The following is a 12,452-nucleotide window of genomic DNA, read 5'->3' on the forward strand; positions in this document are numbered from 1 at the left end:
GGGATGGTTAAAAGATGATATAACACAAGAAGATGATAATCATAATGATTTGGAGAATTGCTTTCGCTACTGTACTGCTTAAAAAACCAACTACAGTAGCGACTCCAACTAGAAAGGCATCTTTTGGCGCTTTTTTATGCACTAGTTCTGTTATAAATACTGATAAGAACGGTATGATAATAAGTCCGAATGGCGGGAAGAAGAACGATCCGACAATGATAGAAATCATTCCGACACGTTCGCCCCATTTAGAACTACCGTATTTTTTTAAGAAATATCCATTTGCAATAAAATCAGCAACGAAAATGAAAAGAGTGAAAATGACTTGAATAATCCAAAAAGAAGTTGTTAATTCGCCTCCATTTATACCGAAATGGTAAATCAAATATCCAGCCCAGACAGCTAGTATGCCAGGGATAATTGGATAAATGAAGGCGAGAAATGAAACAATGAAACAGGCAATGATACAAATTGTTAATAAAACAGTCACTTTATAGCTCCTTTTTAATATCTAGTTTATGTACAGCAACTTTTTTGACTTGATGTCCATCAAGTTCTAATACTTTAAATTGAAAACCAGCATATTCAATGGAGTAGCCAGCTTCAATATTTAAGTCAACTGCTTGAGAAAGAAGCCATCCTCCGATTGTATCTAAATCACTATCATCAATATGTAGGCCAAACATATCATTTACTTCAGAAATAAGCACCTTTCCATCTAAAACAGTAAGCTTAGGTGTACGCTTTTCAATCATAGGTGATTCATCCGCATCGAATTCATCTTGAATTTCTCCAATGATTTCTTCAAGAATATCTTCCATCGTTAAAAGTCCAGCAGTACCACCATATTCATCCATAACGATTGCCATCTGAACGCGATTTTTTTGAAGGTGGACTAATGTTTTACGAATTGGAACTGTTTCAAATACAGTTAGAACAGGATGTATATAAGATTCAAGTGGTTTATAAATACCTTTCGTTTGATCATGGAATACTTCTTTCGTATTGATCATCCCAATGATATCATCTTTATCTTTTTCGATAATTGGATAGCGTGTATATTTTTCAGTAGCGACGATATCCATATTTTCTTCTAACGTATTTTCAGTAGATAAGCAAATCATTTCGGTACGAGGAACCATAATTTCTTTTGCAACTCGATCATCAAATTCAAAAATGTTATTTACATATTTATATTCGGTTTGGTTTATTTCACCGCTTTTAAAACTTTCACCTAAAATGAGTCGCAATTCCTCTTCAGAATGAGCAAGTTCACTTTCTTTCGCAGGTTCTAATCCGAGTAATTTTGTGAAAAATATAGCTGTACTATTGAGTAGCCAAATGAATGGGTACATAATTTTATCAAATAAAATAAGCGGTCTTGCAAATTTGAGTGTGATCGCTTCTGCTTTTTGAATTGCGAAAGACTTTGGAACTAATTCACCTAATACAACGTGGAAAAATGTAATAACACTAAAAGCAATAACAAAAGATAAAGTGTTAGCCATTGTTCCAGTAATATTAATTTTTTCAAAGAGCGGTCGTAGTATATGCTCCACAGTTGGTTCACCAAGCCAACCAAGCCCTAAAGAAGTGATTGTAATTCCGAGCTGACAAGCTGATAAATAAACATCTAAATTAGATAGGACGCTTCTTGCAGCTAAAGCTTGTTTATTACCTTCATTTGCAAGTTGGTCAATTCGACTTTTTCGTACTTTTACAACAGCGAATTCTGATGCAACGAAAAAGCCAGAAATAAGAATAAGTACAAAGATGAGAAAAATATTTAATATGTCCAAGCGTGTTCTCCATTCCAAGGTTTGGAATAAAGATGTCACCTCCTGCAATTATGTTATACTTTTATAATAAATCCAAATGAAAAGAATAGTCAAAGGAAAAGGGTAAATATTGGTATGTTTCTGTAATAGTTTTTGAATTTGCTGTTATTTTGTCCGCTATACAAAAGGAATAACCCCCTACTTTTAGATTATAGAGGGTTATTTTAAATTAAGGTTTTGGAACACTTCTCGTTAAAGTGTATGACTGTTGCTTGGAGTAGTTTGTGGTCCATAGTGTTTGAAGGAAAGAAAGTATGCTATATGGGATATAGAGTAGTAATAAGCCGATTGTAACAATTATGGGTGAATTTCCGCCAAATTGAACGATAAATTGTAACAGTCCATTTGCATGAAAAACGCATTCCATAAAAACGAATGAAAGAATAATGGAACCTAAAATTGATTTATGATTCGAAGTAAGCGCCAAAAACAATGTATCCACAAGAAAAGAATCATGTTTTATTTCATATTCATTTGTGTTTTTTAAGAAAGGAATCCATTTTTTTACTGCTTGCATAACGATAATCATGGAAGTACTACATACGATGATAAATGATGAGTAGTAAGGAAGGTTTATAAATTGTGCGATGTATAGAAGTAGTAATAAGACTGAACATTGTAATACTACAGTGCAAAAAGAGTAAGGTATCCATTTCAATACAGTAGTAAACTTTTTAAACGAGTTAGGTACTTTGAAAAATAAATGGCCGATACCCAAACTTATGAAAAATCCGATCGCAAGGGTAAAAGTAAAACGAACAATCGATATAAAATATATTTCCCATATGTAAGGGAATAATGGTGTTGAATGATTAGAAGTATGTACCATTTGGTTTGCTGAGAAAAAGATAGATTCATGCATCCAATCAACCTTTGGAATTGATATAGAAGAAAGCTGTGCGAAGTTTTGAAAAATGCTAATAAATCCATTTTGATAAGAATAATTGTGTGTAATAAAAAGAGCTGGAATAGGACTTATGGCAAAAATAACAATAATACCAATTATAAATTTACATATATGTGAGCGTAATAAGGACATATAACCACCTACTCTTAGAATATTCAGAAAATTCTTATTCTTATTTTAGCTTTTTTTGAAAGAAGTTACAATATATTTTTCATTCAGTAATTCAGAGAGAAGATTTGATAGCAAAAATATGCAAGTGAAGGATTCATGAATAAATTATGACAAGAAAATGAATAATTTTCAGAAAAATAAAATAAATTATTTATTTTTTTCTGAAAATATAATATAGTTATGGCACAGAAAGTATTTTAACATAAGGAGGCTATTTATGAGGATTAAAGGGAATTACGTACCGAAAAGGGAAGTTTTACTGTGCTCAAGTTCGATTACGATAGGGGAAGCGTTAGAGCATTTAAATAAAACGGGGTATCGTTGTGTACCAGTTTTAGATGAAAAAAAAGAGAAATTTTTAGGGAATATATATAAAGTAGATATTTTAGAATATAAAGGATCACTTGATGAGAGTGTAATACAATTATTAAACGATAAAGAAGGATTTGTGAGAGAAGATTCATCTTTCTTTAAAGTATTTTTTACAATAAAAAAATTGCCTTATTTATCAGTAGTTGACGAAAAAGGGGTTTTCCTTGGAATTTTAACGCATAAAAAAGTTTTTGAGTTATTAGAGGATGCATGGGGTGTTCACTCTAGTAAATACTCTGTCATGATTGGAACGCAAGACTATAATGGAGCAATCCAAAAGTTATCGACAGTTTTAAAGAAATACACTGGTATTCAAAGTTTGATGACTTTTGATAATGATGCCTTATTAGTTCGTAGAATTATGTTTACATTAGGAGAAGAGTTTAACGACGGTGAATTAGAGACATTATTGAAAGATTTAGAAGATCACGGATTTAGAGTTGTGTATGTGGAAGAGATGAAAAATCCACGTGAAGTTGAAACGATAGAGTAACATACAAAAGCCATCTAAATTATATTAGATGGCTTTTGTATGTTACGTGTATAAAGTTATTTGAAAATAACGATTGAATAATAGGTGAGATTATAACAATATTTGTGTAAGAGAATAAAAAATGTAGATAATTTCGATTTTCAAAAAAATCAATTTGAAAATATGTTTTTATTTTGCAACTAAATATGTTACTATATGTGTGATAAAAACAAAGAGGTCTGACAACTATACTCCACGTAATAACACTCTAATGATTTAAAAATTCAAAAAAATCAAAAATTAAAATAATAATTATATTAATGATTAGAGTAAAAATAAGGGGAATGGAGAAATTATGGAGAAAGACACTGCTTTGTAAGGGGCATATTTTATCATCTTGAGCAGAGAGGAGGATGCATAGCATATTGTAAAATATAGAGATAAACAATGAAAAAGTGCTATGCAAATGAAGAGCATGAAGGGACGTTTAAGGCCAGGTGATACGGTAGCAATTGGTTTAATGCTATTTGCATTATTTTTAGGAGCAGGAAATTTAATTTTTCCGCCAGTTTTAGGTCAACAAGCAGGAGAGAATGTTTGGATTGCTACAATAGGATTCCTTGTAACGGGAGTCGGATTACCCCTACTAGCTGTAACAGCTGTCGCGTTTGTAGAGGGGGACTTGAAAGCGCTATCTTCTAGAGTCCACCCTATATTTGCGTTTATTTTCCCATTGATTAGTTATTTAGCAATTGGACCATTTTTCGCGATTCCTCGTACTGGAGCTGTTTCGTTTGAAATGGGTATGAAGCCGTTTTTATCAGAGGCAATGGTTTCAGAGTGGTACATGCTATTTCTTTTCACGATAGTTTTCTTCGGAATAACGTGGTATTTATCATTAAATCCATCTAAATTAGTGGATTGGTTCGGAAAGTTTCTTACACCATTATTAGTATTAATTGTCGCTGTTATTGTCGGAAAGGCAATTATTGATCCAATTGGAGAGCCAGCTGCGCCGTTAGCTGCTTACAAAGAAAATGCTTTCTTTGGTGGATTTATTCAAGGATATTTAACGATGGATGCAATTAGCGCGCTCGTATTCGGAATTGTCGTTGTACAAGTTATCCGCTCTAAAGGGATAAAAGAGAGTAGTCAAATTGCAAAAATAACAGTAGTATCAGGTATTATCGCTGTACTTGGTTTAACGTTAATTTATTTATCGCTTGCTTATCTTGGTTCAACAAGCACATCACTTGGTATCTCAGAAAACGGTGGTCTTATTTTAACGAATGTTGTAAATGAGCTATATGGGACGAGTGGTAAAATTTTATTAGGGCTTGTTATTATACTCGCTTGTTTAACAACTTCTGTTGGGTTAACATCTGCGTGTGCGGGTTTCTTTACAAACTTATTCCCAAAACTTTCGCATAAAACGATTGTAACAATGGTATGTGTATTTAGTTTAATTGTATCTAACCTAGGTTTAACACAATTAATCGCAGTAACATTACCTGTGTTAATGATCATTTATCCAGTTGCAATTGTATTAATTGTACTTTCGTATTTCCATAAGTGGATTGGGAAGCGTAATACAATTTATATTGGAGCTATTTTAGGTGCATTGTTAATTAGTTTCTTTAACGGTTTAGAAAGTGCGAAAATTAAAATTGACGCGATTTCTAATGTACTACAAATGTTACCGTTATATAACGAAGGAATCGGATGGTTAATTCCATCATGTATTGGCGGGATTCTCGGTTTCTTCTTCTATAAATCAAATGAATCAAGTGAATTACAAAAGAAAGGTGCTTAGGCACCTTTCTTTTTTTGAAGGGGATTTTTGTATTTTGTCTAAGTAATAATTGGGGGGAATGATAAATGGCTAATTTTGAAGATTTTTTAAATTTGGATTTGAGAATTGGAACTGTAATACATGCAGAGGAATTTAAAGAAGCGAGAGTACCAGCGATTAAACTAGCAATAGATTTTGGAGAAATCGGGATAAAGCAGTCAAGTGCTCAAATTACGAAAAGGTATAGTCCAGAAGATTTAATCGGCCAACAAATCGTTGCTGTTGTAAACTTTCCACCAAAGCGTGTAGCTGGATTCAAATCAGAAGTACTTGTGCTTGGTGGTGTTCCTGAAGCTGGTGATGTTGTGTTACTTCAGCCTAATATGGAATTGCCAAATGGAACAAAAATTAGCTAGGGTGAAGGTAGGGGCTAATATGGATATCGGACGAGAATATTTGCAATGTGCGATTTCGAACTTTAAAGCAACAAAGAAACAAGGGGAGCGGGCACTTTCTCAATTATCATATGAACAAATACAATGGTCTTCTCATGAAGAAACAAATAGTATAGCGATTATTATTAAGCATCTTCACGGTAATATGCGTTCTAGATGGACGGATTTTTTAACGTCTGATGGTGAAAAAACAGATCGTAATCGAGATGGTGAATTTGAAGGATGCTATCACTCAAAAGAAGAAACCCTTATAGCTTGGCAAGAAGGATGGAAATATGTTTTTAATACGATGAATACTTTAACGCCGGAACACTTATTGAAGACGGTATACATTCGCGGTGAAGCACATACTGTCATGCAAGCAATTGAAAGGCAAATTGCTCATTATGCATTGCATATTGGTCAGATTATATACATTGGGAAGATGTTAAAAGAAAATGAGTGGGAATGTTTAAGTATTCCGAGAGGTCAGTCTGCGCGTTATGTAGAGAAAAAACGTTCAACATAATAATAAGAAAGAAACCGATAAAAAATGGGAAAAAAGAAAGTCAGCCAAATAATAGATGGTTCTGTAATCATAAGAATACTGCCAAAAATAAGTCCATATATAATAAGAAAGGAATTGAAAAGTGTATTCACAGGGAGAAATCGTGAGATGAACACTTGCTGTCGTTTAAAACAATCACTGTGAAATAAATAAAAGCGGAAGTACCATGTGGCTGTAATAAGATCTTTCTTTTTCATAATTCTTTTTTTGCATGTATGACAGATAAATGGTGGTTGCATTTCATTACGCTCCATTTTTTATTTTCATAATAATGTGAGACAAAAGTAGGTACAAAGTGTATGTTCCTATATACGCTCCTGCAATAAGGAAAAATGGATTCAGTAAAATTCCATGAATGCTCGTCATGAAAACTAAATCTTGTATTAAAACATCGTATATATTAATGGAAATAATTATACCGAGTACATACAGTGCCAAGTACGCAGAAATATGTAGCACAATAGAGATTTTTGGTTGCTTAGCGGACAAATAAAAAATGAATGATAGAGCGATTGGTAATATTCCTATTAATAGCTTCAATTCATTTCACCTCATTAACAATATAGCCGAAATTTTAACGGTCTATTCTCTAGGGCTTGTACATAACTTGAAATAGAGAGGTGATAGTATGAATCGGGGCTTTTTTTTTATGAAGTTTACAAGTATGCGTAAGTTAGTTTTATTTGTTATTACTACAATGCTAGCGACTTTTTTTCTTATTAGTATGATGGTAACCTCTATGAAAGAGACAAAGTCAACGTATTTATATAATTGGTTAAATGAGTTATCGATGAATGGTTACATGTATGTACTTGGAAAAGAGAATCATTATTTTACACAGGAGTATCGAAATTTGAATCAAGATTTTTCAATTTCTTCTTTTCTCTTTTCTATGGCTACAAATATTCGCTTTAATGATGTACGCAGTTTCGTCGGGAAAGAGCTCCCGGGGTTTGGTAAGTACGATACAGAAATTGTTATTGCGGGTGAGGGTACAAATTATTCTAACTTACCGATAGAGTCGAGTGTTCCTCTTGAAGAAGTGGTGAAGGAACGGACTAGTGGAACTGGACAAGTACCTAAACAAGATACGAGTAAAGAGAAAAAACAGCCGTCCCAAACGACTGGGAAGAGACAAGTTGCGTTTATTTATCATACACATAGCTGGGAATCTTATTTACCTTTACTTAACTTAACGAATGACCCGAATCCGAATAAAGCAACGAGTTCTGTATCGAATATTTCTATATTAGGAGATTGTTTCCGTGAACAACTAGAAGGTGAAGGGATTGGAGCTACTAACGATAAGAGTGATGTTGGTCAAAAGTTAATAAGTAAAGGTTTAAACAGTAATAGTTCGTATAAAATGTCACGGGAAATTGTGCAGCAAGCTATGGCTGGAAATAAAGATCTTCAATACTTTTTTGATTTGCATCGTGATAGTGCCCGAAAGAATGTAACGACAAAAACAATTGGAGATAAATCATATGCAAAGCTTGCATTTGTAGTAGGAAAAGGAAATAAAAACTATGAAAAAAACTTACAATTAGCGACAGCTTTACATGAGGCGATTAATAAGAAATATCCAGGAGTGAGCCGTGGGGTCATTCAAAAAGGGTTCCAGACAGGAAATGGAATCTATAATCAAGACCTATCAGGACAAGCGATATTAATAGAAGTTGGCGGTGTAGATAATACAGAGGAAGAATTGAATCGATCAATTGATGCACTTGCTAAAGCATTTGGTGAATATTTTTGGCAGGCAGAAAAAGTGAATGGATAAAGTGAATTTTAAATTGGTGAGAGACCTCACCTGATGAGGATGAGTTCACAGTATTTTTGAAAAAACGTAAGTGTAATGCTTGCGTTTTTTCTTTGTAATGGTGAGACGTCACAGAATAGACATAATTTGTCGTTGTTATAGTAATATCGAAATTTGTCAATTTATAGTAGGAGATTTACAAAGGAATTTTCGGGAAAGTAGAGAAAATCTTTTTATAAGGAAAACTTTTTATTATGAAACTGGTAGGGTGATTGAAGTGATTAGGGAAATCGAAATAGAAGATGCAGCATCATTTTTGCGATTAAGTAAGCAATTAGATGAAGAAACGAAGTTTATGTTATATGAACCAGGAGAAAGGAAAACTACAGCTGAGCAACAAGAAAAAATGATCCATCGATTTATAGAAAATGAATATGCAACAATATTTGTAGCAGTTGAAGATGAGAGAATAGTAGGTTTTATATTAGTGAATGGAAATAACATTCAAAGAAAGAAGCATGTGGCAAGCATTGTAATTGGTATTTTGCAAGAGTATAACGGGCGAGGTATTGGGACTAGATTGTTTAAAGAGGTTGAGAAGTGGGCAAAATTACATGATGTATGGCGTTTAGAATTAACAGTAATGGCCCACAATACAAGAGCTCAGGCACTATATAAAAAAGCTGGATTTGAGACAGAAGGTGTCAAAAAAGCTGCTCTTATTATCGATGGAAAGGACATCGATGAGTATGAAATGGCCAAATTATTAAAATAAGAGGTCGTTATATGAAAAAAAGATGGGCACTACTCGGTATCGTAGCTGCAATAATTATTGTTGGAGTAGCAGGAATCAATTATAAAATGTATAAGGATAAGCAGGCGCGGGAAGTAAGTGTAAATAGCGTATTTCCGAAAGCGAAAGAAACGATTGCTAATATGGATGGGGATATTGCGGTAATTAATAATCCGAATTCAATGCTTGTACTTGTGAATAAAAGTAGGCGTTTACCAGATGGGTATAGACCGCCAGATTTAGTTATTCCGAAAGTACGCTACTCTAGTGAAGGTGATCAAGAAAAGAAAAAGATGAGAAAAGAAGCAGCGAGGGCGCTTGAGGATATGTTTCAGCAGGCTGACAACGAGCGTATTTTCCTGTTTGCAGTTTCTGGATTTAGATCTTTTGATCGACAAAAAGCATTAAATACAATGTATAAAAAACAAGACGGGGTAGCAAAAACAGCAATGTCTAGCGCGGTTCCTGGCACAAGTGAACATCAAACTGGACTAGCTATGGATATTACGTCTCAATCTGCTAAATTTCAGTTAGAGACGGTTTTTGGGGAAACGAAAGAAGGTCAGTGGCTTTCTGAAAATGCCCATAAATTTGGTTTTGTGATTCGATACACAAAAGCGAAAGAAACGATTACGGGTTATCGGTATGAACCATGGCACGTAAGGTATGTGGGAAATCCACAAGCTACATATTTGTATGATAATCAACTGACGCTTGAAGAAGTAACAGAGTAAATGATTGAGGGGAGAGACGTATAATGACGATGTTATATAAGAAAAAAGTACATGCATATATTACAAGAGAAAAAGAGGGGGTTATGCAATTACTTGTTTTTAAACATCGTGATATACATGAAGCTGGTATTCAAGTGCCAGGAGGAACGGTTGATGAAGGTGAAACGTTAGAAGCGGCTATATTGCGTGAAGTACAGGAAGAATCCGGATTGCGTCATTTATGCATAGAACGTTTTTTAGCAGATTACATCATACATATGAAAGAAAAACAGGAATATGAAAAACGCCACTTTTTTCATGTAACTTTACTAACAGATGTAAAGGATACTTGGGAACATATTGTAAGTGCTGGTGAGGAAGATAAAGGATTAGTATTTTGCTACGAATGGGTTGATATTGCAAAATGCCCTGAATTAGCTGGGAAACAAGGTGAGTTTTTACATTTGTTAGATGAAGTATACGCACAGTAATGTAAGAGTCTGAAGCGAAGGTTAATCCGTTTCAGACTTTTTTTATTTTTCGGGAAATTAAAGGTGTTTAAATAAGGAAAGTGAATTTCTTTAAAGGGATATTAATTAAGCTAGCTTATGCTTTTGAACAAGCGACAAAGCATAGAAAAATCCCCAACTTATCATGAATAGAATAAACAAAGAGGACAGGAATCCCTGTCCTCTTTGTTTTAGTGCTTAAAGTGAAATATCGTTCTGCTCTGTCTTATGATATTTTAATAAACTAAAAGATAAACAAGCGGAACATAAAATAAGAATAGAAGCGATGATATAAATTGTACGAACACCGAACATATCAGTAATAATGCCAATGCTAAGCATAGATAGTCCAGAGGCTGTTGAAAGAAGTGCGCCATGTGCTGTATACATTTTGGATAATAAAGCAGGGGCGACACTTGATTGTAAAACAGTCGTTTGGGAAATATCTCTAATTTGATAACATGGTCCCATTAGAACACATAGAAAAAGCGCAATAAATCCGCTGCTCGTCATACCATATAAAAATGTAAGAATGCTAAATATAAGAGAGCTAATCGACATAGATCGTATTAAATTGTTTTGAATATAGGAACTCATTTTCCATGCTAATAGACCACCGATTAACGTGCCAACATAATAACTTGTATTAATATATCCCCACCATTCTTCGCCTTTATGAAGGATAGTCGTAACGTATGCCATCGTAATAGCACCAATCCATATTGTCCCTGCGAAAGTTTCAATTAAGTCCATATATGTAACGGTACGGAGAGAAGGATTTTGAAATAGGAGTTTCCAACCTTCCAATAAAACAGTACTTTTGGAAGAGGGAGAATCTGCTATTCTTTCAGTATGTATGGAACGTAATGAAAAATGTAATGCAATGCATCCGAAAATCATCAAAATGTTATTAATCATGAGTGTAGAAGTAGCGCCAATGAGAAGAACGACAATACTCGTAAATGAATAAGCAGCGGCTTGCACAATTTGTGTTGAAAAGGAAAAGATACTATTTACTTTTACTAATTTTTCTTTCGGTGTAAGGCGCGGGAGAATACCGTATAATAACGGAGCACTCCACCCACTACATAATGAAATGACAAAAATAAAAGTTAATAGAGCTATAATGTTTGTGGATAAGACCGGGAACAAAATCATTAATAATAGTAAAAAGACTGTTTTCAGCCATTGGAGCGTATATAACAGCGTATAAGATGGAAAACGATTTATTATAAGTGGTGCAGAGATGTTAGCAATTAGATTTGTGATAACTTGTAATAATGGAAAAAGAGCAGTAATAGTAGCTGATTTAGTTGCTATATAAATATGAGTTGTAATAATCATTACATATACGATGTCAGCGAGAGTAATGCATATTTTGGAACCTAAATAGTAGATTAGTGACAGGTTTCTCAATAAGAATATCACCTCTATAAAAAATAGTATTTAGTAATTAGAATAATTGTAATTTAAAAATTAAAATTTTAAAAGAATTTAATTTTTTGTCACTTTTTGAAAGGGATTTTCATGTATAATGAAGAATATATTGATATAGTATTATATTAATGATCATTGTAACAGTGAATATGTACAATAGCTTGTAGCAAACGCCCAAGTGTAAGAAAGGGCGGATAAACCATTCTTTTCTTCATATACATATAGAAAATGAGAAAGAAAGTGAGGGTTGCATATGGCTGCTTGGGTAATTTGGTTTATAATAGCTGGTATTTTATTTATCGCGGAAATGTTGTCGATTACATTTTACATGCTTTGGCTTGGAATTGGAGCTGTTGTCGGAGGTCTTATTGCTTTGTTTGCTCCTGATGCACTACTGTTACAAGTTACTGTTGGTGCAATTGTAAGTTTAACTTTGACATTCTTTACGAAAAGAATTTCAAAAAACTTTCGAGAAGCAAAAGGTTTTACTGATACAGTAGATATGCTTGTTGGTAAAAGAGGGATTGTTATGCAAGCGATTACAAATGAAGCGAATGGTATTGTGAAGGTGGATGGAGATACTTGGACAGCTATTGCAGATTCTTCAATTGATGCTGGAGAAAAAGTCGTTGTTATAAAGAGGCATAGTACTATATTACAAGTGAAAAAGGAGAGTGAATAAAT

Annotated in this window: 15 protein-coding genes; 9 read left to right on the plus strand and 6 right to left on the minus strand. The window is 33.7% G+C overall.

Features of this window, described 5'->3' with window-relative positions; all coding sequences use genetic code 11:
- Positions 1-7: 7 nt before the first annotated feature.
- From MHB52_RS10540 to MHB52_RS10550, 3 genes are all read right to left on the minus strand, one after another.
- Positions 8-490, minus strand: a complete 483-nt coding sequence (locus tag MHB52_RS10540) for a DUF456 domain-containing protein (protein WP_000217334.1) — start codon at positions 488-490, stop codon at positions 8-10.
- 1 nt (position 491) lies between these two features.
- Entirely contained in the window at positions 492-1,799 is a 1,308-nt protein-coding gene (locus MHB52_RS10545) for a hemolysin family protein (RefSeq protein WP_000353738.1), read from the minus strand.
- A 208-nt stretch (positions 1,800-2,007) separates the two neighbouring features.
- Positions 2,008-2,877 (minus strand): hypothetical protein, encoded by an 870-nt coding sequence (locus MHB52_RS10550; protein ID WP_061663511.1) that lies wholly within the window; start codon positions 2,875-2,877, stop codon positions 2,008-2,010.
- Positions 2,878-3,133: 256 nt separating this feature from the next.
- Between MHB52_RS10550 and cbpA the strand changes: the two genes are divergently transcribed.
- The 4 genes from cbpA (at position 3,134) to MHB52_RS10570 (ending at position 6,515) form a co-directional block, all read left to right on the plus strand.
- The gene (gene cbpA, locus MHB52_RS10555) at positions 3,134-3,781 is read left to right on the plus strand and encodes a cyclic di-AMP binding protein CbpA (protein WP_001220526.1); all 648 of its coding nucleotides are present in this window, start codon (positions 3,134-3,136) and stop codon (positions 3,779-3,781) included.
- Positions 3,782-4,235: 454 nt separating this feature from the next.
- Entirely contained in the window at positions 4,236-5,573 is a 1,338-nt protein-coding gene (gene brnQ4, locus MHB52_RS10560; protein WP_011110049.1) for a branched-chain amino acid transport system II carrier protein BrnQ4, read from the plus strand.
- Positions 5,574-5,638: 65 nt separating this feature from the next.
- A complete protein-coding gene (gene csaA / locus MHB52_RS10565) occupies positions 5,639-5,968 on the plus strand; it encodes a chaperone CsaA (protein WP_001263017.1) in 330 nt (109 codons plus the stop codon).
- The gene (locus MHB52_RS10570; RefSeq protein ID WP_000435828.1) at positions 5,949-6,515 is read left to right on the plus strand and encodes a DUF1572 domain-containing protein; all 567 of its coding nucleotides are present in this window, start codon (positions 5,949-5,951) and stop codon (positions 6,513-6,515) included. Before csaA ends, MHB52_RS10570 begins: the two co-directional genes overlap by 20 nt.
- Here the strand turns inward: MHB52_RS10570 and MHB52_RS10575 are convergent.
- On the minus strand, positions 6,488-6,793 hold the full coding sequence (locus MHB52_RS10575; protein ID WP_033682818.1) for a hypothetical protein: 306 nt from the start codon (positions 6,791-6,793) through the stop codon (positions 6,488-6,490). The genes MHB52_RS10570 and MHB52_RS10575 overlap by 28 nt on opposite strands.
- A 4-nt stretch (positions 6,794-6,797) precedes the next feature.
- Entirely contained in the window at positions 6,798-7,094 is a 297-nt protein-coding gene (locus MHB52_RS10580) for a hypothetical protein (protein ID WP_000770736.1), read from the minus strand.
- Between the two features lie 88 nt (positions 7,095-7,182).
- Between MHB52_RS10580 and spoIIP the strand changes: the two genes are divergently transcribed.
- The 4 genes from spoIIP to MHB52_RS10600 all read left to right on the plus strand — a co-directional run bounded on the left by spoIIP (position 7,183) and on the right by MHB52_RS10600 (position 10,313).
- Positions 7,183-8,337: a stage II sporulation protein P gene (gene spoIIP / locus MHB52_RS10585; RefSeq protein ID WP_061664525.1), complete on the plus strand. Its 1,155-nt coding sequence runs from the start codon at positions 7,183-7,185 to the stop codon at positions 8,335-8,337.
- Between the two features lie 256 nt (positions 8,338-8,593).
- Positions 8,594-9,091 (plus strand): GNAT family N-acetyltransferase, encoded by a 498-nt coding sequence (locus MHB52_RS10590; RefSeq protein WP_061664523.1) that lies wholly within the window; start codon positions 8,594-8,596, stop codon positions 9,089-9,091.
- Between the two features lie 11 nt (positions 9,092-9,102).
- Positions 9,103-9,843 carry a M15 family metallopeptidase gene (locus tag MHB52_RS10595; RefSeq protein WP_061664521.1) on the plus strand — a complete coding sequence of 247 codons (741 nt, stop codon included), beginning with the start codon at positions 9,103-9,105 and terminating at the stop codon, positions 9,841-9,843.
- A 23-nt stretch (positions 9,844-9,866) separates the two neighbouring features.
- A complete protein-coding gene (locus MHB52_RS10600) occupies positions 9,867-10,313 on the plus strand; it encodes an NUDIX hydrolase (protein WP_000178285.1) in 447 nt (148 codons plus the stop codon).
- 216 nt (positions 10,314-10,529) lie between these two features.
- On the opposite strand, the gene MHB52_RS10605 is transcribed toward MHB52_RS10600, so the two are convergent.
- Positions 10,530-11,747 (minus strand): MFS transporter, encoded by a 1,218-nt coding sequence (locus MHB52_RS10605; RefSeq protein WP_016117656.1) that lies wholly within the window; start codon positions 11,745-11,747, stop codon positions 10,530-10,532.
- 274 nt (positions 11,748-12,021) lie between these two features.
- On the opposite strand from MHB52_RS10605, the gene MHB52_RS10610 reads away from it, so the two are divergent.
- Complete coding sequence (locus tag MHB52_RS10610) at positions 12,022-12,450, plus strand: NfeD family protein (protein ID WP_000741976.1); 429 nt, start codon at positions 12,022-12,024, stop codon at positions 12,448-12,450.
- Positions 12,451-12,452 lie beyond the last annotated feature (2 nt).

The organism is Bacillus sp. FSL K6-0073 (genome assembly GCF_038006085.1).
Lineage (GTDB): Bacteria > Bacillota > Bacilli > Bacillales > Bacillaceae_G > Bacillus_A > Bacillus_A cereus.

Coding starts and splice junctions, on each gene's coding strand:
- MHB52_RS10550 (WP_061663511.1), bottom strand. CDS start 2,877: ATGTCCTTATTACGCTCACATATATGTAAATTTATAATTGGTATTATT.
- cbpA (WP_001220526.1), top strand. CDS start 3,134: ATGAGGATTAAAGGGAATTACGTACCGAAAAGGGAAGTTTTACTGTGC.
- brnQ4 (WP_011110049.1), top strand. CDS start 4,236: ATGAAGGGACGTTTAAGGCCAGGTGATACGGTAGCAATTGGTTTAATG.
- csaA (WP_001263017.1), top strand. CDS start 5,639: ATGGCTAATTTTGAAGATTTTTTAAATTTGGATTTGAGAATTGGAACT.
- MHB52_RS10570 (WP_000435828.1), top strand. CDS start 5,949: ATGGAACAAAAATTAGCTAGGGTGAAGGTAGGGGCTAATATGGATATC.
- MHB52_RS10575 (WP_033682818.1), bottom strand. CDS start 6,793: ATGCAACCACCATTTATCTGTCATACATGCAAAAAAAGAATTATGAAA.
- spoIIP (WP_061664525.1), top strand. CDS start 7,183: ATGAATCGGGGCTTTTTTTTTATGAAGTTTACAAGTATGCGTAAGTTA.
- MHB52_RS10595 (WP_061664521.1), top strand. CDS start 9,103: ATGAAAAAAAGATGGGCACTACTCGGTATCGTAGCTGCAATAATTATT.
- MHB52_RS10600 (WP_000178285.1), top strand. CDS start 9,867: ATGACGATGTTATATAAGAAAAAAGTACATGCATATATTACAAGAGAA.
- MHB52_RS10610 (WP_000741976.1), top strand. CDS start 12,022: ATGGCTGCTTGGGTAATTTGGTTTATAATAGCTGGTATTTTATTTATC.